Consider the following 22614-nt stretch of genomic DNA (forward strand, 5'->3'; position numbering starts at 1 on the left):
ATATGCCCGGCTATACAAAAAGATATTCAATACACTTACCATGCATAAAGATGATCCCTATGTAAACATAAAAAAACACCTATCCAAGTGCCACATCAAGTATCATCATAAGCACAAAGCCCAGCGCAAAAACTATCGTTCCAATATTGGAGTGTGGCTTTTCCGACATTTCAGGTATAAGCTCCTCCACCACGACATAAATCATAGCACCTGCCGCAAAGCTTAGAAGATATGGCAAAACAGGGATTATAAACTGTGCCAATAGTATCGTCAGCACAGCCCCAACAGGCTCGACAACTCCCGATAAAACGCCGTAAACAAAGGCTTTTCCCTTTCCCATCCCCTCCGAACGCAGTGGCATGGATATTATCGCACCCTCTGGAAAGTTCTGTATTGCGATACCGAGGGATAATGCCAACGCACCAGCGGCGCTTATGGCATGATGGTCAGCCGCCCAGCCTGCATATACAACACCAACAGCCATTCCTTCGGGGATATTGTGTAGCGTCACCGCAAGCACAAGCATCGTTGTGCGCTGAAAACTGCTTTTTGCACCCTCAGGCTCGGTGGCGTTCATGTGAAGATGTGGTATAACTCTATCGAGAAAAAGCAGAAAAAACACTCCAAGCATAAATCCAACCGCCGCAGGAACAAACCTCAGTCTACCCATTTTCGCTGATTGCTCCATAGAGGGTATTAGCAAGCTCCACACGCCTGCAGCCACCATTACTCCTGCCGCAAAGCCTGTCAAGGCTCGCTGGACAAGATAATGCAGATTTTTCTTCATGAAAAGCACACACGCCGCACCAAGAGATGTACCCAAAAACGGTATCAGAATGCCTTTAAAAATAGTCATGCTCATTGTTCTTCACTGATATGCTTCTTCAATGCCGCAAAGCTCTCGTCAGACAAAACGTGTTCTATCTTGCAGGCGTCATGTTCAGATATTTTTCTGTCAACACCAAGACTTACAAGCCACTCTGTCAATACAAGGTGCTTTTCGTAGATCTTTTCCGCAACATATCTGCCGGCGTCAGTTAGAGTGATAAAACCGTTTTCGTCCATTGTGATGAACTTTCCCTCACGAAGTATCTTCATAGCGTTTGATACGCTGGGTTTTGTAACATTCAGTTCCCTTGCAACATCAATGCTCCTCACCTCGCCGTTTTGCTTGTTCCATAAAACGAGTATCGTCTCCAGATAGTCCTCCCCAGACGTGTGAATGTTTCCCATTTGTATGCCCCTTTCTTTGTTAGCTATAGCTAACTTGCATCTATAAAATTACTGCACGCCACGAAGCTAAGCCTATCGAAACAAAATGCCTTTTCACAAAAAGCTTTTTGCAAACTTAGCCGCACCTTTCTCGTGCAGTATCAAAAGTATAGAACATCGGTTAATGTATACTAACCGATGTTTATTATATCACAGAAAATATGTTTTGTCAAGCAAACAAAAAAAGCCGTGACAGACCTTTTCATCTGCCACGACTTTGTGCATAGCTATTTACTTGAATCTTGCAAAAAATCCTTTTTTCTCATAAGGCTCTCTTTCAGCGGAAATAAAAGTGTAGCCTGTTTTCTCAACTGCTTCTTTAAGCTTTTCATCAGGGATATCCTCATCAACTATAGCCACAGTTTCGCCCTTTGCATGGGAAGAGCTTACCTTTTTCACCTTGAAATTCTGCCTGAAAGTGTCATTCATATGCGATTCACACATTCCGCACATCATTCCGTCTATTTTTACTGTTATCTTTTCCATTTCTGACCCTCCAATGCTTAATAGGTTAGAATTTGCTAACCATGCTTATTGTAACACAGCCTATAGCTTTTTTCAAGTCAATAATGTAAATTTTAATCTGCCGTTTGTCTGTTGTTCTCCGCAAGAAGAAAATTCTTCACTTCCCAAAGCTTCTGAGAAAGGTCAACATAATAAGTGTGCGGATTTTCAAATCTTGTGATCTCGTCCCAAAGAGTGTCTATCTCAGCCGCCGCATACTTTACGATATCCTCATATGCAGGCTTCTTGTATACACACTTGCCGTCCTTGAATATCTGCTGTTGAATAGGCTTTGCCTCAAAGTTTTTGACGACCTTTTTCTTCCATGTAAACTGTGGGTCAAAAAGCGTAAGGGGTCTGCTTTCATCTATCACCTCGTCATGAACACACAGCAGGTCAGCCACAGCCTTGTGGTTATTCTTATCATAAATTCTGTAAAGCTTTTTGAAGTGTGGAGTGGTTATCTTCGCCACGTTCTCTGATATCTTTATCTTAGGCTGGATATTTCCCTCGTCGTCCTCCACAGCCGCAAGCTTGTAAACTCCTCCGAAAACAGGCTCGCTCTTTGCGGTGATAAGTCTTTCGCCCACTCCGAACATATCCACCTTTGCGCCCTGATATATCATATCTCTTATAAGATACTCGTCAAGGGCGTTTGACGCACATATTTTGCAATCAGGATAGCCTGCCTCATCAAGCATTTTTCTTGCTTTCTTGGAAAGATAAGTTATATCTCCCGAGTCTATCCTTATTCCCACAGGTCGGCAGCCCATAGGCTTCAGCACCTCGTCAAAAGCCTTTATTGCGTTAGGCACACCGCTTTTCAGCACATTATAAGTGTCCACAAGCAGAACAGTGCCATTAGGATAGCACTTACAGTAAGTCTTGAAAGCTTCAAGCTCACTGTCAAACATCTGCACCCATGAATGTGCCATTGTGCCTGTTGCATTGAATCCGAAAAGCTGGTCCGTGATAGTGCAGGCTGTGCCTGAGCAACCGCCTATGCCTGCGGCTCTTGCACCGAGTATGGCAGCGTCTGCACCATGAGCACGTCTTGAACCAAACTCAGATACCGCCCTGCCCTGAGCCGCCCTTACAATACGGTTAGCTTTTGTTGCAATAAGTGTCTGATGATTTATGCAAAGCAGAAGATAAGTTTCCACAAGCTGAGCCTGCACCGCAGGTGCTCTCACCGTTATGATAGGCTCGTTAGGAAACACCACCGTACCCTCCGGCACAGCAAATATATCTCCTGTGAAGCGGAAATCCTTAAGATATTCAAGGAAGCCCTCGTCAAAAATGCCCTTTGAGCGCAGGAACTCTATGTCCTCTTCGTCAAAATGCAGATTTTCGATATAGTTTATGACCTGCTCAAGACCGCAGGCAATGGCAAATCCGCCACCGTCAGGTATCTGTCTGAAAAACAGATCAAAATAGGATATCTTTTCCTGCATACCGCTTACAAAGTAGCCGTTTCCCATTGTCAGCTCATAAAAATCGCACAGCATAGTGTAATTGAATTTGTCCATTTTGCTCTCTCCTTTTCAGCTTATAACAAGAGGGACTAATGTCCCTCCTTGCTGTTTTACAATATTATATCACGCCACAGGTGCAAAAACCTGAACTAAAGCGCAAACTTTTCTGAATATTCAGCCAACAGCTTCTCGTAATAGTCAGGACCGTTTCTGTGAAGCTTATCAAGATATTCATGCTTTTTAAGGCTGTTGTATTTCTCTTGGTTTGCGATAAGATAGACCGCAATATTTGAGCAGTGGTCTGATATTCTCTCAACATTTGTGAGTATATCAAGGAAGTTCACTCCCACCTCGATGTTGCAAAGACCATTCTTAGACCTGTCGATATGAACAGCCTTAAGCTCCTCAACAAGTCTGTCTACTACTTCTTCAAGTGGCTCAATCTCCTTGAGAACGTTCATATCCCCTGTCTTTGTGGCTTCGATAGCAAGCCCGATTATCTCCTGAATGGCGTTGCACACAACGTCAAGCTCATGCTTCGCCTGCTCAGAAAAACCGATCTCCTTTTCATAAAGAACATCCGCAGTTTCATAGATGTTTATAGTATAGTCACCTATTCTCTCATACTCTGAAATAAGGTGGAAAAGCGCTGTAACAGTTCTCGACTCATCCTCGTTCAGACCGCAGTCGTTGAGCTTTATAAGATATGAACCTACTCTGTCCTCAAGCCTGTCGATAAGCTCCTCACGCTCTTTTATCTTGTCGATAGACTTAAGGTCATACTTGTCATAAAGCTCTCTTACCGATATGAAATTCTTCTGTGCCAGCACGCCCATTTGAACAACTGCCTCTGTAGCCTGTGCGATAGCAACGTTTGGAGTAACAAGAAATCTGTCGTCAAGAAGATCCTCCTTAGTGAAAGTATCATCGTCCTCAGCGTTCTTCTTATCTCTGATAGTCCATTCGGCAAGCTTTTCAAGCACTGTATAGAACGGCAGAAAGATTATAGTTACCACAACATTGAAGATAGTATGGAAGTTTGCGATGCTTCCCGTTGTAAAGCTATTATTCCAGAACGGAAATCCTATTGTATACTGAATGATATAAACGCCGATAAGAAAGATTATAGTACCGATAAGGTTGAAATAGAAGTGTATCATAGCGGCTCTCTTAGCGTTCTTTGAAGCACCTATACTTGAAATAAGAGGTGTAGCACAAGTACCGATGTTAGTACCCATTATGATAGGAAATGCAGAAGCAAATGTTATAGCGCCTGACACTGAAAGCGCCTGCAAAATGCCTATAGAAGCTGCTGATGACTGTATGATAGCCGTGAATATCGCACCCACCAATACGCCCAAAACAGGGTTTTTAAGCACTGCAAAAAGCTGCTCGAACTGCGGAAGCTCTGCCAGCGGAGCTATCTTCTCCTGCATAAGTATCATTCCGGTAAAAAGGATACCTATGCCCATCATTATCTCGCCCACGTTCTTTGTCTTGTTCTTCTTGCCCACCATTATGATGATAAGACCGATAACGATAAGTATAGACGAGAAATTCGACGGCTTGCAAAGCTGCAATATAGCAGGACCGCTGCTGTCGCCCTCAAGGTTTGTGAGCCTTAATATCTGCGTTGTCATGGTCGTTCCGATATTTGCGCCCATGATTATTCCAACTGCGCCCTTAAGCTTCAAAAGGCCTGCGTTTACAAGTCCCACCACGATAACAGTAGTTGCAGACGATGATTGCACCGCTGCTGTTACCAATGCACCGAAAAGTATTCCGGAGAACACGTTTCCCGTCATTTTCGCAAGGACCTTCTCCATAAGTCCGCCCGAAGCCTTTTCAAGTCCCGAACTCAATATGGTCATTCCGTATAAAAACAGACCAAGTCCGCCCGCCATTCCGATAATGTTAAAGATACTCAAATCAATTCATTCCTTTTCTTGTTTTTTCCACTGCACAACGTCCGAGCACGCCCCTGCGCACCCCATTACTTACCTTACCTTTACGCCGATTTTACTTAATAAATAAAACAAAGCCAAAGCCTACACGGATATCCCGCAAGGCTCTGACTTTGATAATTATTTCTTTCCTGCCACCACAAGTCTGTTCATGGCACGTCGCAGCTTCTGCTCCGCCCTTTCAAACTCTTTCTGGCTAGCATTTTCTCTGAGCTTGTTTTCTGCCGCAGCCTTTGCCTTTTCGGCTCTTGCAACGTCTATCTCATCAGCCCATTCGATAGCAGATGTCACCACTGTCACACCGTCAGCAGACACCTTTATAAGCCCTCCCGAAATAGCGGCTGTTCTGAACTCACCTTCTATTTTGATACGGAAAGGAGAAGAAACGATATTTGCCACATATGGCGCATGACCTGCAAGTATACCGATATCACCTGATACGGTCCTCACAATGATCTGCTCAGTATTTCCCTCAAAAAAAGTTTTTTCAGGGGTTATTATCTTAAGATCAAAAGGCGTCATAATCTTTCTCCATAAGTTTTTTACAAATCAGCGCGTGCGGCACAAAATTGCCACATACATTCACTATATACTATAATCCGACTCTTGTCAAGTATTTTTCTTTAAACGTTCTGTTACTACTGTTCACTTTCTGCGATCTGTCTGCCCTTTTCAACAGCCTCGTCGATAGTTCCCACGAACAGGAAAGCAGATTCAGGCAGGTCGTCATGCTTGCCATCGATTATCTCCTTGAAGCCTCTGATAGTTTCCTTGATAGGCACATATTTGCCCTTCATACCTGTGAACTGCTCCGCAACGGAGAACGGCTGTGACAGAAAACGCTGTATCTTTCTTGCTCTTGATACAGTGAGCTTATCCTCGTCAGAAAGCTCGTCCATACCCATGATAGCGATGATATCCTGAAGCTCCACATACCTCTGCAAGATAGACTGGACCTGTCTTGCCACCTGATAATGCTCGTTGCCCACTATCTCAGGTGAAAGTATCCTGGAGTTTGACTCCAACGGGTCAACGGCAGGATAGATACCAAGTGATGAAATGCTTCTTGAAAGCACAGTTGTTGCATCAAGGTGAGCAAACGTAGTTGCAGGCGCAGGGTCTGTCAAATCGTCCGCAGGCACATAAACTGCCTGAACGGAAGTGATAGAGCCTTTTGTTGTTGAAGTGATACGCTCCTGTAGCTGACCCATTTCAGTTGCAAGGGTAGGCTGATAACCAACGGCTGACGGCATTCTGCCAAGGAGTGCTGAAACCTCAGAGCCTGCCTGAGTAAATCTGAATATGTTGTCGATAAAAAGCAACACGTCCTGATGCTCAACATCTCTGAAATACTCCGCCATTGTCAGACCTGAAAGTGCAACTCTCATTCTCGCTCCAGGCGGCTCGTTCATCTGACCATACACAAGCACAGTCTTGTCGATAACTCCCGACTCTTTCATCTCATAATAAAGGTCGTTGCCCTCACGGGTACGCTCTCCAACGCCTGTGAATACCGAGATACCGCCGTGCTGATTGGCAACGTTATTTATAAGCTCCTGAATAAGCACCGTCTTGCCTACTCCTGCACCACCAAAAAGACCTATCTTTCCGCCTTTCAGATATGGTGCGATAAGGTCGATGACCTTGATACCGGTTTCCAGAATCTCGTTTGAAGCAGACTGCTCTTCATATGTCGGAGGCTCTCTGTGTATCTCCCAGCGCTCCTTAGTTTCAGGGGCAGGCAGATTGTCAACAGGCTCACCCAGAAGGTTGAACATTCTCGAAAGAGTTTCCTTGCCCACCGGAACAGAAATAGCCTTGCCTGTATCAACAGCGTCGATACCTCTCACAAGTCCATCTGTAGAGCCCATGGCGATACATCTTACTATATCGTCGCCTATATGCTGAGCCACCTCAACAACGAGCTTTTCGCCCTTGTTGTCTATCTCAATGGCATTGAGCAGGTCAGGCAAGCTGTCCTTTTCAAAGCGGACATCAACTACCGCACCAACTATCTGGACTACCTTGCCTATGTTTTTGCTTTCCATTTATTTACCACCTTTCAAAAAGGGATATCATAGCTTGATATGTTTAAAAGCCTGCAAAATGCAGACGAACGCTGTTCGCCCCTGCAAGACTTCTCCAACAATACCCACAACATTTACTTTTGAACGCCCACATTCGGGGCATAATTATTATTTCTATCTTCCGATAGTTGCCGAGCTTATCTCTGTAAGCTCCTGAGTTATCTGCGCCTGTCTTGCTCTGTTGTAAAGGAGCGACAGATTGTCTATCATTTCTCCTGCGTTGTCCGTTGCAGACTCCATTGCAGTACGTCTTGCCGCCTGCTCAGAAGCGTAAGAATCCACTATCGCAGAATAAAGCATACCGCCTATATACTGCGGTATCATGCCGTCAAAGACCTCCTCAGGGGACGGGTCATAGATAGTTGACGGGTGCTTTCTTCCCCCAAGCTTGTCAAGATCCTCCACGGGAAGTATCTGCAAACTGCAAGGCTCCTGTGTCAGTACCGACACGAATGTGGTATACACAAGCTCTACCTTGTCATAATCCCCATGCCTGAAGCCGGCGATAATGTCCTCTGCAATGTCCATAACAGTGTCAGCGTCAATGCTCTCCGCTATCTGCGGATATTTCCACACAAGGTCATAGTCACGCTTCTCAAAGAACTCAACAGCCTTTTTGCCCACAGCCATAACACGAAGCTGACCACCTGATGACAGCACATCGTCAGCCTTTGCCTTAGCCATTTTCAGAACGTTGGAGTTAAATCCTCCTGCAAGTCCCCTGTCGCCTGCCACTACTATAAGCAGTGTGGAATTAAGAAACTTCTTCTTTGTATACACCGACTTGAAAGCTCTGTCGCAGGATATATCGCACATTGTCTTAAAAAGCGTTTCAAAGAACGGCTGAACTGCCACCGCCTTGTCTTTGGCACGTCTGAGCTTAGAAGCCGCCACAAGCTGCATGGCTTTTGTTATCTGCATGGTGCTTTCAACGCTTTTGATACGTCTTTTGACGTCTTTCATATTAGCTGTTGCCATCGCTCAGCGCTCCTTATCTGCTTTGAAGAAACTTCTGTGAATACTCCGCAAGCACATCCTTTATTGCCTGTTCATTCTCTTTTGTAAGCTCTCCTGTTTCTCTTATTGAAGAGAAAATATCAGGGTGAGTTTCATCTATATACACAAAAAGGTCTTTCTCAAATTCAGCGATATCCTCAACTCTGATATTTTTCAGATAGTTGTTTACCACCGCATAGATTATGACCACCTGCTTCTCAACGTCCAATGGCGAGGTCTTGCCCTGTTTGAGCACTTCCACGATACGTTCGCCCTGTGCAAGTCTTTCCTTTGTGTCCTTGTCAAGGTCAGAGCCGAACTGCGAGAACGACTGCAATTCTCTATACTGCGAATACAGCAGTTTCAACGAGCCTGAAACCTTTTTCATAGCCTTTATCTGTGCCGAACCGCCTACACGGGATACTGATATACCAGGGTTTACCGCAGGTCTGACGCCTGAGAAGAACAGCTCAGATTCAAGGAATATCTGTCCGTCAGTGATAGATATAACGTTTGTCGGGATATAAGCTGAAACATCGCCTGCCTGAGTTTCGATAATAGGCAGAGCGGTTATAGAGCCTCCGCCGTAGTCCTTGTTAAGACAGCAGGCTCTCTCCAAAAGTCTTGAATGGAGATAGAATACATCTCCCGGATAAGCCTCTCTGCCTGTTGGTCTTTGGAGCAGAAGTGACATAGTTCTGTACGCCACAGCGTGCTTTGAAAGGTCGTCATAAACGCACAGCACGTCCTTGCCCTGAAGCATGAAATATTCAGCCATTGCAACGCCCGCATATGGTGCTATATACTGCAAAGGAGCCATTTCAGAAGCCGTTGCCGATACAACGATAGAATAATCCATAGCCCCATGCTTAGAAAGGGTATCCACCACGTTTGCCACAGTAGACTGCTTCTGACCTATCGCAACATAGATACAGATAACGTCCTTTCCTTTCTGATTTATGATAGTGTCAAGCGCTATAGAAGTTTTACCTGTCTGTCTGTCGCCTATAATAAGTTCACGCTGACCCCTGCCTATCGGTATCATAGAGTCGATAGCCTTGATACCTGTCTGCAATGGTCTGTTTACTGATTGTCTTGTAATTATTCCGAAAGCAGGGCTTTCCACAGGTCTTGTTTCTGTTGTAAGCACAGCGCCCCTGCCGTCGATAGGTGCACCGAGAGCGTTCACAACTCGTCCGAGAAGCGCATCTCCAACAGGCACAGAAACTATCCTGCCTGTCCTCTTTACTCCAGACCCCTCTTTTATTCCGTCCTCAGAGCCGAGAAGTACACAGCCTACAAAATCCTGCTCCAAGTTCATTGCCATGCCGTATGTTCCGTTAGAAAATTCAAGAAGTTCGCCCGACATACACTTGTCAAGTCCATGAACTCTTGAAATTCCGTCGCCAACAGTGCAGACCGTCCCCACATCGTCAAGCTCAAGCTTGCTGCGGTAGTCCTTGATCTGCTGTTTTATCAAGCCTGTTATTTCATCAGGACGTAATTTCATGTTAAAATACCGTTCCTTTCCTATGCAATGACCCCGTCGATCTGAGCCTTGATATCATCAAGCTTAGTTCTGACGCTGCCGTCTATTTCTGTGTCTGAATATCTCAGCACGATACCGCCCATAAGGCTTTTATCCACCTTTTCCACAAGCACTATCTTTGCCCCCAAAACAGCCTCCAGCTTAGCCACAAGCTTGTCCCTGAGCCTTTCAGACAGAGGCATAGCCGTCACCGCAGTGACCTCTATGATATTATTATGCTTTTCATAAAGCTCCTTGAACTTTGCGCATATCTCAGGCAGAAACCTTATCCTGCCCTTTTCGCTCACAAGGCAAAGAAAATTAAGCGTAACAGGCTGTATCCTGCCCATAAACACCTTTTCCAGCGTCGCCCTTTTCTCGTTCTCCGTCACCAGCGGTGACGCAAGCAGCTCCACATATTCCTCCTGACCCTGAGAGAAAATTATATTCCTTATGCTCCCAAGCTCACCATAGACTTCATCAAGGCAGTTTTCCTCGCAGCACACCTCGAAAAGTGCGTTGCCGTAAATATTCCCGATACTGTCTGCCATTACATCTCACCCACATTGTCAATGAACTTCTCGATAAGACGTTCGTTGTCCTCGCCTGTCATATCCTTTTCCACAACTGCCGCCGCAGCCGAGAAAGCAATATCGGTGATCTCGTTCTTGATCTGGTTGACAGCGATCTTCTTTTCTCTTTCGATCTCTCTTGAAGCGTTGTCCACAAGACCCTTTGCCTCAGTTCTCGCTTCGCTGATTATCTCGTCAGAACGCTGTTGAGCCTTTCTTGTTGCCGTCTGTATAATCTGTGCAGACTCTTCCTTTGCACCCTCTAATCTGCTTGTATACTCAGCTTCAAGCTTCTCGGCATTTTCTTTTGCCTCGTCAGCCTGCCTGTAAGTTTCCTTAACATCATTTTTCCTGTCCTCGATGACCTTGTTCACCTTATCGAACAGAAAATGCTTGAGCACCAAAAACAGTATGAGCGTATTGAGCAAAGTCGCAATTATCGTTGTCAGATCTATTGACAGAAACTCTGTCACATCGCCTGCTGCCAATACCATTTATCCAACCTCCCCTCCGCATCCATGCAGAGCAAATCTTGTTTGAAGCTTTTTATTAAAGCTTTCCGATAAATGGGTTAGCAAAGAGCAGGATAAGCGCTACAACGAATGCGTAGATACCTGTTGACTCAGCCATAGCAACGCCTATGAACATTGTTCTTGTGCAGTCGCCCTTAGCCTCAGGCTGTCTTGCGATAGCCTCGATAGTCTTTCCTACTGCGTAGCCCTCACCGATACCAGGTCCGATACCTGCGATCATTGCAAGTCCTGCACCGATTGCTGAACAGCCAAGAAGAATAGCCTTTTCCATAATGATAAACCTCCGTTATTTACTATTTACTTTTTTATACTTTCCGCAAAAGCGGTAATTTACTCTGTTTCCGCAGCCGCACCAACGTTTACCATGGTGAGCATTGAGAAGATATAAGCCTGTATGCACCCTGAGAACAGGTCGAAATACACGCTGAGCACCGCAGGTATACCTACCTGAAATACACTGAACGCCCATGAGCCTGCCTCAAAAGTCAGTCCAATCGCCGATGACAGTGAGCCGAGCGCACCATAAAGCAGTCCCGTTATTACCATGCCGCCTGCAACGTTGCCGAACAGACGGAACGCCATAGACGCAGGTGTAGCCACCTCACTGATGATATTAAGCGGCAAAATGAAAGCCACAGGCTGTGCAAAGCTTTTAAGATAGCCCTTGAAACCGTTCGCTTTTATCTTGTTGTATGTGATAAGCACGAATGTCATAAGAGCCCACGTTGCCGTAACATTGATGTCCGCAGTCATAGACCTCAGACCTATCATACTGATAAGAGCGCCAAACACCGCATAAATAAGCAGCGTAGCAATATAAGGGGCATACTTCATCATCTTAACGCCCATGTTCTCTTTGACCATGTTATTGACGAAGTTCACAAGCATCTCCGCAACCACCTGACGCTTTTTCTCAGGCACTTTTTTCAAATCGTGTGTGAGCCACAAGCACAGTATCAGCACCGCAACTATAATAAGCCAGCCCATCACCACCGTTTCGGTGATCCTCAGACTGCCTATCTCAAACACTATCTTAGGGCCGTTTCCTATACCCGTCATTTATTTATCCCTTCTTTCTCTTATCTGTATGACATACAGAATTATCCTCGGATAAAACTGTGGCAGAAGTATCCCAACTGGACTTACTGCCTTTGTGAGCATAGCCCCCGCACAAAGCACAAAAAGCACTCCATACCTAGTCATGTAACACCCAAGCATTGTCCGCTTAGCCTTTTGGCCCTCAAGCTCCACAGCCTTTTCGCAGGTCACACCAAGGTAGTACATACAAAGGCACATATAGCCCCAGCCCAATGCAAAGCCCGCAAGCTGTGTGATGTCAAAGCCCCACAGCAAAGTAAATGCCCAGCATACAACAGCCATAACACCGCCCCATAAGCATATTTTTTTCAACAAGCCGCCAAGCTCAGAGCCTATATTTTTCACTTATTTTCTCCGATTTTCATAAAGAAATCCACCATAAATCTTTACATTTTCTTAATAGCAGAAAATATCTGCCTGATGTATTTCATTATACCACACAGCCCCACATTTTTAAAGAGCAAACCGCAAACTTAAACATTTATTTTACATGGATTTTACACTTCGTTCACAGCTAGTCAAATAATTAGTTAATTATGATTTGGCGTTAATAATTTATCAATAGTCAACCATTGACTTTTGACATTGTTTGAGTTTTATCATACGATTTCACAATAAAAAACGGACTGCCGCAAGCCGAAATAATATCACGGCTGAGCAGTCCGCAAGCATATGTGCAGCTTATCTGATGATATCGTCAACAACGCTTTCTACAGTGCTTACAGTATCATCAATAATATCCGCACCACCGCTTACAGTGTCCTTGATACCATCGCCAACACGGCTCACAAGCGTGTCGCTGTCATCACGTCTGCTTGTGACCTCATTTTTAGAAGTTGTGGTCGCAGTAACGCCGGAAGATGTCGAACCTGAGTTATCGTCATTTCTTGAACAGCCTGCGAGCATAACACCGCAAAGGCCAAGACAAGTTAGCATAGCGAACAATTTTTTCATAATTAAGTTCCTTTCAGTATAAGATATGCCATTTTAGGCTAATGCTATTATTTCTCGGAGATGAGGATATATTCATAAAAAAATAAAAAAGAGATGAGCCAAAAGCCCATCTCTCTGTCAGATCAAAAAAATCAATAAAACCGCGATTTCTTTTTCTTGATAACGAAAATAACAGCACCGACAATAACCACCGCAACGACCACAATAACTACAATGCCTACTACTCCGATACCCTTTGAAGATTCAGCCTCAGATGACGAAGTGCTGCCCAGTCCGTTTGACTTAGGCTGTATCTTTAAGCCCTGTACGATCTCCTGTGCCTTTGCACTTTTATTGTAGCCATCGAGATTCATTACCTGAAGATCTACACCGTTCTTCTGCAACGGAGTATCTATTACAAGATTATCAATATAAAGAACATCTGTCTTATCCATTTTCTTTATAACCGGTATCTCGAATACGAACTTTGTTGCTCCGCACTTGTCAGGTACTGGTATAAGTGCTGTCGCATACTGAGTAACATTATTGCTTGCATCTGTATTTATTTCAAGCTGAACACTATTGCTGGTCACCTTTTTGTATTCCTCAGTACAAGGAAAAGCAAACACAGAATCTCCCATAAGCTTGCCCTGAGCGTCCTGATTTATCCTGTACTTAAAAGAAATCATACAGCCGTCAAAACAAGTCATACCAAAATCCTTGGCGTCGATCTCAACGCCCATCGTTATATAAGGCGCATCTTCAGAATCAGAGCCAGGATAAACCAAATTCTTATCGTCATCTCTTATAAGCGAAGCAAAAGTACAATAATCGCTTATGTCATTAGGCTGTGTTGCTGTTATCTTAAGGCTTGCACCCTGATAAGCATAGGTCTTTTCTTGGGATGCTCCCACTGAAATCTTCTCACCGTCAGGAGTCACCTTGATATATCTCTCCCAATCCTTCATATCAAACGACAAGGACGGTGCTGAAGTATCTGTTGTAAGGATACTCTTGTCGGCACTATATTCAGGTATTTCAGCCTCACTGTCGGCATAAGCAGGCACAGCACAAACGCCAAGCATCATTATCGCTGATACCACGCCAAGTATTCTCTTTGATCTCATTTTAATTCTTATCCTCCCTTGATACTATTGTATGTAAACGCTTTCATAGCCGTTCACACAAGTATCGAAACGTTATAAAACACTATTAATATTTTACACCTTTTTAACAAATCTGTCAAGTGTACCATACAATTTTTCATATAATGTAACTGTTTTGTAATACAAGCTAAGCGTTTTAACCAAAATAACCACACGATTTTTATGAATAAGCTCTTATTGACAGCCATTTTTATCAAAAAAAGACCGCCTTCTCAGACGGTCCTGCGAACTTATTGAATACCAAGGAACTGGAAATACTGCTTATCCGGCATTGTTGTAACAGAAGTGGCTCTCAGGTCATCAGCCTCCGAAAGTCTGTACTGCACCTTGAGAACTCCGTCCTCCTTTACCCAGCCAACATCAGGAACTGTTCCTCTTATACCCTTGTTGGAAATGGTCTTTTTGATACCTTTCTGCTTAAGAGTAAAGAATTTAAGCTCGATATCCTGATTGTATGGTACTACGCATATCTTTACAGCACCCTTGTCGCTGTCCTTTACATCATAAAGTATTATCTGATACTGGCCGTCAGGCGATATGGTATTTGATTCTGAAGTTACTTCAGTGAGCTTCTTGAAGTTATCTCTGTAGAGAGCATAAACACTTGACGATGTGTCAAGATCTGAATTTAGCACAGTTTCAACAGACGTGCCTCCGAAAAGGATATTAAGCACAAAATATGCAACTATTCCAAGAACATACATAAGCAGATATATTGTACCCATTATAACCTTTACAGTTTCGTTCGTGCCTGCTGCAAAGAACATTATGATAGCAACAATGAACGGCGGAACTATCAATATCCAGTCGCCCATGTTGAAAAGTATCATGCAGAACACGACCGGAAGCATGAGTATGCTCAATATCTCCGTCACAAGCTCACGTCTTGAAAAGAGCATAAGTCCCATAAAAACTACGTTAAGCACCACATACACTGTGAAAAACGATTTTTCTCTGCCTGCCGCAAACTCCAGATCATACAGGAACGTTGCATAAGTGAGCAGAGTTATTACAGCAAAGTAAGCGACATTGAAAACTGATACCGCTCGCTTTACCCATACGTTAGATAAAAAATCCTTCATTTTTAGTCCTCCCTAGACACTCTGTTCTTTTATTTTACACGAAATTACGCAAAAAATCAAGTGCTTTATTTCTTTATTTTTTCTTAAAACACAAATCAGACATATCAAATAGTATTTAATTGGCTGAATGCCGTCAATTGAGTATTATCTCTTCACCGCCGCTGAGTCCCGAAAGTATCTCAACGTTGTCGTTGTCCTCGATGCCAAGCTCTACGTCCTGCTCTATCTTTACACCGTCCACAAGCAGGTTCACATAGTTGCGTCCATCAAGCTTCTTCACCGCCTTCTGCGGAACTATCACAGTATCAAGCCTTGAATACACGTCAAAGACAACCTCTATGCCGCCAAGATCCAGCATATCGTTCTCCTCGTCAGGGGTTATAACATAAACATATGCCGAGAAATCTCCGCTCTCATTGTAGATTATATCCGTCACAGTGCCGCCCATCGTATTGGCACCCTGCACTATCTGCACTGCAGTGCCAAAATTGACGTTTGTGAGCGCGTTATCAAACACAGACACGCACAGAGCCTTTTGTGATTTATCGGAAGTATACCCAAGCACCTCGCCCTTATTCACCGGCATGAACGCTGTCAGCTCCTGACCTTGTCTGTCTGCAAGATCAAACTGTCCGTCACATGGAGCGTAAACCTTATAATCCTCCAAGGACGCCACAAGACTGTCATATTTGAGCTGTTCTATCTGTAAGTCATACTGAGAAAGCTGTATCTCACTGTAGTCAGCACCGTTCGCCTGCAATGTAGCGACCGTCTGCTTCGCCTGATTGAGCCTTATTTCTTCCTCTTCTATCTGTTCGTCCACATCGTCAGAATAAAGTGTGCAAAGCAGGTCACCCTTTTTCACATCACAAGGTGACTCCACATCTATAGACTTTATCTGACCGCTTGCCTTGAAGGTGACAGTTTCACTGTAAGGGTAATCATAAACACCCTCCTGATGATACTCCTGAGAGATATCTCCTATCTCAGCTTTTACCGTCTTATATGTTATATCCTTAGTTTCCAGAATAGGCACAGCTATCTCGTCTTTTTTCTCCGACTTTCCGCAGGCGCAAAGTCCGAAACACATTGCCGCTGCTGAGATCAAAGCAATAAATCTTATACTTTTCATAAAAAAGCCCTCTCGGTAATATAAAACTGCGGACACACTCCGCCGCAGTGAATTATACCACATTTTCCGTCATTTTTCAAGCTTATCCCCTACATATCGTATATCTATTGTATAACTGCACAACACTGTCTGCCTATATTTATACAGGTTTACCACAGCAGTTCACCGATAATAGAGTTTGAAGCCAGAAATCCCGCAGGCGTAAGCCTTAAAATACCCTTTTCGACCATGCAAAGCCCCTGTTTCTGAAACAAAGCCGCCTTCTTGCGGATATTCTCCCCAAGCTCTTTACCGCCAAGCTCCTCGGCTTTACCTATGTCAATGCCCTCCGTGAGCCTTAACCCCAGCATGACATACTCCTCTGCCTTGTCAGGGTCGTCCTCAAGCACCACCATGCTCTGCACCTTGTCAGAAATAAACTCCTCAACATCGCTCTTGCAGTAATATCTCTCATTATCAAAGAAAGAATGTGCCGACGGGCCAATGCCTATATATTCTTCCCCGTGCCAATATTTAAGATTGTGCCGTGATTTTCCGTCCTCTTTGGCAAAATTTGATATCTCATACTGTAAGAAGCCCTTACTTGCAAGCTGTCCCACAGTTTGCAAATACATATCGCACAGCATATCGTCATCAGCTACAGCGTTTCTCATCTCATCACAATCAAAAGCCGTACCCTTTTCTATTTTCAGCATATAAGCCGAAATATGATCAACAGGGAGTGACGTAAGGCTCTCTATGCTATCCCAAAGGCTTTCAAGGGTCTGACCCTTTACCCCGAGCATGATATCGCATGAGATGTGCCTAAATCCCACCTGAGCCGCCGTTTCCACAGCCGACTTTGCCTGAGAAAAGTCATGAAGCCTGCCCAAGAAGCCAAGCTCCCTGTCATTAGCCGATTGAACGCCAAAAGAAAGCCTTGTTACCCCTGCTTTTCTCCACCCTGACATCTTCTCCCTGTTCACAGAGCTGGGATTAGCCTCCAAGGTTATTTCAGGCTTGCAAAGATCAAAGCACTTTCCTGCCGTATCTATTATCCTGTCAATCTGTTCAGCCGACAGCACAGAGGGCGTACCGCCACCAAAGTATATAGTGTCGCACTTTATACCTCTGCCCCTGAAAGCCTGAATATTGCGGCACACAGCCTGAGTGTAGTCCTCATAAAGCTCAGGCCTGCACACAGAGTAAAAGTCACAGTAAGGGCACTTCCTTTTGCAGAAAGGCACATGGATATAAATTCCCGTCATAGCATATCCTCGTCATCATCAAAAGCCTTGTCGATATACTCTCCTGTTTTTTCACGGTTGAGCCGAAATCTCTCTATCGCCTTTTTCACACCAAATATACCGCCCCACACAAGGAACATACAAAGGCTTATAAGCACCGCATAAAGCACGAAATAAGCCTGCTGTTTCAAACTGAGCTGAAAATACACCGACCGCCTGTTTAGCATATCGGAAACTTTGGGGTGGATAACGATATAGCAGATAACGCCAAGAATACCTGCATAAGCAAGTGTGCATACCATGCCCATAAAAGCTTCCTTGAATTTGAGTGCCGAGAATTTAGCTCCTGCACACACCGCCCACACAGCGATAAGCACAAGCCCAGCCGCCGCAGAGATATTGGCATACACCTCATAAAGCACAGGCAATATCACCGCACCGCTCAGCCCGAAAGCCAGCGACAATTTCATAGACTTTTGTATATCAGGCATAGCTGCTCCTTTCAAAAAAATGTTGATATATTTGTATAAACCAAAACCTATCCACTCTCCGAACGGGCTGTCGAGGGCGCCAGCCCCTACACCAAAATTCTACCACCGCAAAATCGCTCCGCTCGGTGTTTTCTCTACTTTGTATTGGTGATTTGCTCGGTATGGCTTCGCCAATTCCTCACTCCTCACTCCTCACTCCTCACTTAAACTACGCTACTCGTCCAGCTTCAGCACCGACATAAACGCTTCCTGTGGCACTGACACAGATCCAAGCTGTCTCATTCGCTTCTTTCCCTCTTTTTGCTTCTCCAACAGCTTCTTCTTTCTTGTAATATCTCCGCCATAGCACTTAGCAAGCACGTCTTTTCTCATAGCCTTGATAGTTTCTCTGGCTATTATCTTTCCGCCTATAGCCGCCTGCACAGGTATCTCAAAAAGCTGTCTTGGTATATTCTCTTTAAGCTTCTCCGTAAGTCTTCTGCCCCTTGAATAAGCCTTATCCTCGTGTACGATGAATGAAAGAGCGTCAACCACCTCGCCGTTAAGGAGTATATCAAGCTTCACAAGCTTAGACTTCGCATAGCCCATCATCTCATAGTCAAATGAAGCATAGCCCTTTGTGCGTGATTTCAATGCGTCAAAGAAGTCATAAACTATCTCGTTGAGGGGAAGCTGATAATGCAGGTCAACTCTAGTTTCGTCTATATACTTCATATCCTTGTATACGCCACGTCTGTCCTGACAAAGCTCCATTATATTTCCAACATATTCAGACGGCGTATAAATATGTGCATTAACTATCGGTTCCTCTGCCGAAGCAATATTTGCCACATCAGGATAATTTGTCGGGTTATCAATGAACACAGTTTCGCCGTTAGTCAGATTTACCTTATAAATAACAGACGGCGCAGTTGTGATAAGGTCGAGATTATATTCTCTCTCCAAACGCTCCTGGATTATCTCCATGTGCAGAAGTCCGAGGAAGCCACATCTGAAACCAAAGCCCAGTGCAATTGAAGTTTCAGGCTCGAAGGACAGTGAAGCGTCATTGAGCATAAGCTTTTCCAAAGCGTCACGAAGGTCAGGATATTTTGCTCCGTCCGCAGGATAGATTCCGCAGTATACCATAGGGTTTACTTTCTTATATCCAGGGAGTGCCTCAGCGCAAGGCTCAGCCGCATTTGTCACAGTATCACCCACACGAGTGTCGCCGATATCCTTGATAGAAGCAGCGATATATCCTACCTCGCCTGCATGAAGCTCACCCACAGGCACAAGGTCAGTTGCTCCCATATAGCCTATCTCCACCGTCTGAAATTCAGCCCCCGTAGCCATAAGCCTGATGGTATCTCCAGCCTTTATATGTCCCTCTTTCACACGGCAGTATATTATAACTCCCTTGTACTGGTCATAATAGCTGTCGAAAATAAGAGCCTTAAGCGGAGCGTTCTCGTCGCCCTTTGGGCATGGTATATCCTTTACAACACGTTCTAGCACTTCCTTGACGTTCGTACCCATTTTAGCTGATATCCTCGGAGCGTCCATAGCAGGAATGCCGATAACGTTCTCTACCTCCGCACAAGCCCTTTCAGGGTCAGCGGACGGCAGGTCTATCTTGTTTATAACAGGCACTACCTCGAGGTCATGTTCGATAGCAAGATAAGTGTTTGCAAGGGTCTGCGCTTCTATACCCTGGGAAGCGTCAACGATAAGCAATGCACCCTCGCAGGCAGCAAGAGAACGTGACACCTCATAGTTGAAGTCAACGTGACCTGGGGTGTCGATAAGGTTGAAAACATAGTCCTGCCCGTCGTCAGCGTGATAATTAAGGCGCACCGCACGAGCTTTGATAGTGATACCTCTTTCTCGCTCGATATCCATATTATCGAGAAGCTGATCTTCCATATCTCTCAGCTTCACAGTATCGGTAAGCTCCAAAATTCTGTCGGCAAGAGTAGATTTGCCGTGGTCTATATGAGCTATAATGCAGAAATTTCGTATATTATTTTCGTTCATTTACTGATTTTCCTCTCTCAGACAAGTATACTTTTCCATAATACTTTATTATAACACGCTTGCCCGCCCTTGTCAATTTTTCCGAAAAGAAAAAAGGCAGACACGAATCGTGCCTGCCCAAATGCCATATGTTATTCTGCGCTGATATATGCCGTTACAGCGTCATCAGAGCTGTCAGAAGTTGTTCCCTCTGGATAAGAACTGAATGTGAACTTGTAATCCTTGTAGCCCTTTACCATAAGGAAAAGGTTTACATACTTGTATGTATTTCCAACAAAATATTCGTTCTTTTTCTGTGTAAGAAGCTCAGTAGTTCCGCCCATGCCGATATAAGTAGAAGCTCCGTCAGCAGAAGGTATTCCTCCGCCGCCCTTGTTGGAAGCAGAATAGTTTACATCAGGAGAGATTATGCCCCATTCATTGCTAGGGAAATCCTCAGGAACATAGACCTCATATTCCATAACGCAAAGCTCACAGTCATCAGGTATTTTCAGCTCGCTCTCGTCTATCTTAGAAAAATCACTGCCAACAGAGTTGTTGAGCTCGATAGCCTTGTTTACATAATCTGCATCCTCACTTTTGCTAACTACCTTTGTTATCCTTGTATAGATAGTGTGGTAGATCTTGTCTGTAGCGCAGTATCTGGTAGTCTTTATCCACTGACCGATAGGCGCAAGATTTTCCTCGCTTGTTTCAGAAGGCTCGATAGCACTAGCCGCAATATCGTTGCTGTCAACGCTTGCAGGCTTGTTTTCGTCAGCAGTGCTTGTGTCAGCCACCTCAGCCTGTGATGATTCCGTTACCGCAGGAGCAGTTGTTGTGGTAGTTGTCGTTGCTGTTGCATCTTCTGATGAGTCAGCAGCACTGCTTTCCGTCTGCACAGCCGCAGCAGAGCTTTCGTTATCACTGTCGGAAGACCCACTGTCAGAACAGCCTGCCATGCCAAAAGCCATTACCACTGCCAATAAAAGAGCAGATATTTTTTTCATAATGTTACCTCCATATTTCTTTAATAAATTTATTTTACAACATTCTCCTATGCAAGTCAACAATATTTTCGACATTTATAAATATTTTGTTAAATACCCACAAACAGCCACAGTGTTTTTACAACATAATGTAGTAAGAAAAGCACAACATAATGTTGTATGATATATTAAATATAGACTATCAGAAAGGAATGGAGCGCCGCATGGTTTTTCAAAGAATACGAGATATGCGAGAAGACGCAGACCTTAAACAAAACGATATGGCAAAAATACTCCATTGCTCACAGCAAGCTTACAGCAACTACGAACTAGGACAGCGTGATATTCCCACGGATATCCTCATAGCCCTAGCTGAATATCACAAAACAAATGTAGACTATCTTCTGGGACTAACCAAAAACAAGACCTACTATAAAGATATGTAAAGCGGAAAGAACATCTCTTTCCGTTTTTTTACAACCCATTTCATACACATTTATACAATCCTCTTCTATGCAGGATTTGTTAAAATTGCCTATGACATTTTTAGAAAAAAAGTGTTATAATGTATATAAGAGGCAAAATAAAGTTGTATTCACGATTTAATGAGGAAGGAGCGTTAAAAATGCTAAAAAAAGGCGACGTCATATCATATGGTACGACCGGAGTGTGCAAAGTCGAGGGCGAGTGCGAACAGACCGTCAAGGGTCAGAAAAAGCGCTACATAGTTCTAAAGCCTGTCCACCAAATCAATTCCACCTTGTATGTGCCGGTAGATAATGACGAGCTTAAAACAAAGTTCAAACCTCTGCTCACAGGCGATGAGATAGAGGAGATCATAAAAGAAATGCCCGAGGAGAGTTCCCTTTGGATAGAAAGCAGCAGCGAGCGTGCCGAGCTTTATTCACAGGTACTTGAAAGTGGCGACAGAAAGCGACTTGCACAGCTTGTGAGAACATTGTATCTCAGACAGAAACATCTTATTGCGAAGGGCAGACATCTCCATTCATTGGACGAACGTTTTTTCAAGAATGCGGAAAATCTGCTCTTTGACGAATTTTCAGCCGTCCTGGGCATATCCCAAGACGAGGTCTTCGACTTTATAGAAACCCGCCTGAGCAAAGCCTAAATATATACAAATGGCACAAATAATATCGGCAAATAAAAAAGGACAAACCACAGTGGCTTGTCCTTTTTGTTTTCATAAATGATGCTCGATTATTCCTTGTCAACGTCCTCAACAGGCTCCTCGATAGCGTCGAGCTGAACTTCAACGTCAGCATCCTCCTCAGTTGCAGCCTCGTCCTCAGCAGGCTCTTCAGCCTTTTCCTCAGACTTCTCAGCGTCCTCTGCCTTGTCAGCTTCATCAGCCTCGTCAGAACACTCGTCGCAGCCGCAGCAATCGTCGAAATCCTCGTCGAGATCTTCGTAATCGTAGTTTTCAAGCTCCTTGTGCTTTTTAAATGCAAAAATAGCAGCAGCTCCTGCAGCGATCGCACCGAGTGCAGCTATAACTTTCAATCCGCTTGCCATAATAAAACGCTCCTTTTTTGAATATTCCACTCTGAACT

Annotated in this window: 25 protein-coding genes; 2 read left to right on the forward strand and 23 right to left on the reverse strand. The window is 44.3% G+C overall.

What is annotated here, in order from left to right; all coding sequences use genetic code 11:
* Positions 1-79: 79 nt before the first annotated feature.
* The 22 genes from OCV57_RS11410 to OCV57_RS11515 all read right to left on the reverse strand — a co-directional run bounded on the left by OCV57_RS11410 (position 80) and on the right by OCV57_RS11515 (position 21064).
* Positions 80-862: a ZIP family metal transporter gene (locus tag OCV57_RS11410; protein WP_117904647.1), complete on the reverse strand. Its 783-nt coding sequence runs from the start codon at positions 860-862 to the stop codon at positions 80-82.
* Positions 859-1233 carry a metal-dependent transcriptional regulator gene (locus OCV57_RS11415; RefSeq protein ID WP_022288608.1) on the reverse strand — a complete coding sequence of 125 codons (375 nt, stop codon included), beginning with the start codon at positions 1231-1233 and terminating at the stop codon, positions 859-861. The genes OCV57_RS11410 and OCV57_RS11415 overlap by 4 nt, the downstream gene beginning before the upstream one ends.
* A 270-nt stretch (positions 1234-1503) precedes the next feature.
* Entirely contained in the window at positions 1504-1758 is a 255-nt protein-coding gene (locus OCV57_RS11420; RefSeq protein WP_022288609.1) for a heavy-metal-associated domain-containing protein, read from the reverse strand.
* A gap of 92 nt (positions 1759-1850) precedes the next feature.
* Positions 1851-3305, reverse strand: a complete 1455-nt coding sequence (locus OCV57_RS11425; protein WP_256321390.1) for a nicotinate phosphoribosyltransferase — start codon at positions 3303-3305, stop codon at positions 1851-1853.
* A gap of 95 nt (positions 3306-3400) precedes the next feature.
* Entirely contained in the window at positions 3401-5179 is a 1779-nt protein-coding gene (locus OCV57_RS11430; protein WP_046439686.1) for a Na/Pi cotransporter family protein, read from the reverse strand.
* A 156-nt stretch (positions 5180-5335) separates the two neighbouring features.
* Entirely contained in the window at positions 5336-5737 is a 402-nt protein-coding gene (gene atpC, locus OCV57_RS11435; protein WP_022288612.1) for an ATP synthase F1 subunit epsilon, read from the reverse strand.
* A gap of 116 nt (positions 5738-5853) precedes the next feature.
* On the reverse strand, positions 5854-7263 hold the full coding sequence (gene atpD, locus OCV57_RS11440; protein WP_267301664.1) for a F0F1 ATP synthase subunit beta: 1410 nt from the start codon (positions 7261-7263) through the stop codon (positions 5854-5856).
* Between the two features lie 153 nt (positions 7264-7416).
* Positions 7417-8280, reverse strand: coding sequence for an ATP synthase F1 subunit gamma (atpG, locus tag OCV57_RS11445; protein WP_267301665.1), 864 nt, complete (start codon positions 8278-8280; stop codon positions 7417-7419).
* 13 nt (positions 8281-8293) lie between these two features.
* Positions 8294-9808, reverse strand: a complete 1515-nt coding sequence (gene atpA / locus OCV57_RS11450) for a F0F1 ATP synthase subunit alpha (protein WP_022288615.1) — start codon at positions 9806-9808, stop codon at positions 8294-8296.
* A 20-nt stretch (positions 9809-9828) separates the two neighbouring features.
* Positions 9829-10377, reverse strand: a complete 549-nt coding sequence (gene atpH / locus OCV57_RS11455; RefSeq protein WP_267301666.1) for an ATP synthase F1 subunit delta — start codon at positions 10375-10377, stop codon at positions 9829-9831.
* Entirely contained in the window at positions 10377-10892 is a 516-nt protein-coding gene (atpF, locus tag OCV57_RS11460; RefSeq protein WP_038671185.1) for a F0F1 ATP synthase subunit B, read from the reverse strand. Before atpF ends, atpH begins: the two co-directional genes overlap by 1 nt.
* 55 nt (positions 10893-10947) lie before the next feature.
* The gene (gene atpE, locus OCV57_RS11465) at positions 10948-11202 is read right to left on the reverse strand and encodes an ATP synthase F0 subunit C (protein ID WP_022288618.1); all 255 of its coding nucleotides are present in this window, start codon (positions 11200-11202) and stop codon (positions 10948-10950) included.
* Positions 11203-11261: 59 nt separating this feature from the next.
* The gene (locus OCV57_RS11470) at positions 11262-11990 is read right to left on the reverse strand and encodes a F0F1 ATP synthase subunit A (protein WP_267301669.1); all 729 of its coding nucleotides are present in this window, start codon (positions 11988-11990) and stop codon (positions 11262-11264) included.
* Entirely contained in the window at positions 11991-12374 is a 384-nt protein-coding gene (locus OCV57_RS11475) for a hypothetical protein (protein WP_022288620.1), read from the reverse strand. It lies immediately after the preceding gene.
* A gap of 336 nt (positions 12375-12710) precedes the next feature.
* Complete coding sequence (locus OCV57_RS11480; protein ID WP_038671183.1) at positions 12711-12983, reverse strand: hypothetical protein; 273 nt, start codon at positions 12981-12983, stop codon at positions 12711-12713.
* A gap of 131 nt (positions 12984-13114) precedes the next feature.
* Positions 13115-14089 (reverse strand): hypothetical protein, encoded by a 975-nt coding sequence (locus OCV57_RS11485; protein ID WP_267301672.1) that lies wholly within the window; start codon positions 14087-14089, stop codon positions 13115-13117.
* 269 nt (positions 14090-14358) lie between these two features.
* Positions 14359-15210, reverse strand: a complete 852-nt coding sequence (locus OCV57_RS11490; RefSeq protein ID WP_117892195.1) for a hypothetical protein — start codon at positions 15208-15210, stop codon at positions 14359-14361.
* 133 nt (positions 15211-15343) lie between these two features.
* A complete protein-coding gene (locus OCV57_RS11495) occupies positions 15344-16342 on the reverse strand; it encodes an efflux RND transporter periplasmic adaptor subunit (RefSeq protein ID WP_038671177.1) in 999 nt (332 codons plus the stop codon).
* Positions 16343-16491: 149 nt separating this feature from the next.
* Positions 16492-17589, reverse strand: coding sequence for a radical SAM family heme chaperone HemW (hemW, locus tag OCV57_RS11500; protein WP_267301673.1), 1098 nt, complete (start codon positions 17587-17589; stop codon positions 16492-16494).
* A complete protein-coding gene (locus OCV57_RS11505) occupies positions 17586-18059 on the reverse strand; it encodes a hypothetical protein (protein WP_022288626.1) in 474 nt (157 codons plus the stop codon). Before OCV57_RS11505 ends, hemW begins: the two co-directional genes overlap by 4 nt.
* A 213-nt stretch (positions 18060-18272) precedes the next feature.
* A complete protein-coding gene (lepA, locus tag OCV57_RS11510) occupies positions 18273-20075 on the reverse strand; it encodes a translation elongation factor 4 (RefSeq protein WP_195247219.1) in 1803 nt (600 codons plus the stop codon).
* A 131-nt stretch (positions 20076-20206) separates the two neighbouring features.
* Positions 20207-21064, reverse strand: coding sequence for a hypothetical protein (locus tag OCV57_RS11515; protein WP_265290418.1), 858 nt, complete (start codon positions 21062-21064; stop codon positions 20207-20209).
* 203 nt (positions 21065-21267) lie between these two features.
* On the opposite strand from OCV57_RS11515, the gene OCV57_RS11520 reads away from it, so the two are divergent.
* Positions 21268-21489 (forward strand): helix-turn-helix domain-containing protein, encoded by a 222-nt coding sequence (locus tag OCV57_RS11520; protein ID WP_022288629.1) that lies wholly within the window; start codon positions 21268-21270, stop codon positions 21487-21489.
* A gap of 179 nt (positions 21490-21668) precedes the next feature.
* A complete protein-coding gene (locus OCV57_RS11525) occupies positions 21669-22172 on the forward strand; it encodes a CarD family transcriptional regulator (protein ID WP_267301675.1) in 504 nt (167 codons plus the stop codon).
* An 89-nt stretch (positions 22173-22261) separates the two neighbouring features.
* Here the strand turns inward: OCV57_RS11525 and OCV57_RS11530 are convergent, their stop codons facing one another.
* Positions 22262-22576, reverse strand: coding sequence for a hypothetical protein (locus tag OCV57_RS11530; RefSeq protein ID WP_022288631.1), 315 nt, complete (start codon positions 22574-22576; stop codon positions 22262-22264).
* Between the last annotated feature and the right edge of the window lie 38 nt (positions 22577-22614).

Origin of the sequence: Hominimerdicola aceti (assembly GCF_025567495.1) — a bacterium.
GTDB lineage: Bacteria > Bacillota > Clostridia > Oscillospirales > Ruminococcaceae > Hominimerdicola > Hominimerdicola aceti.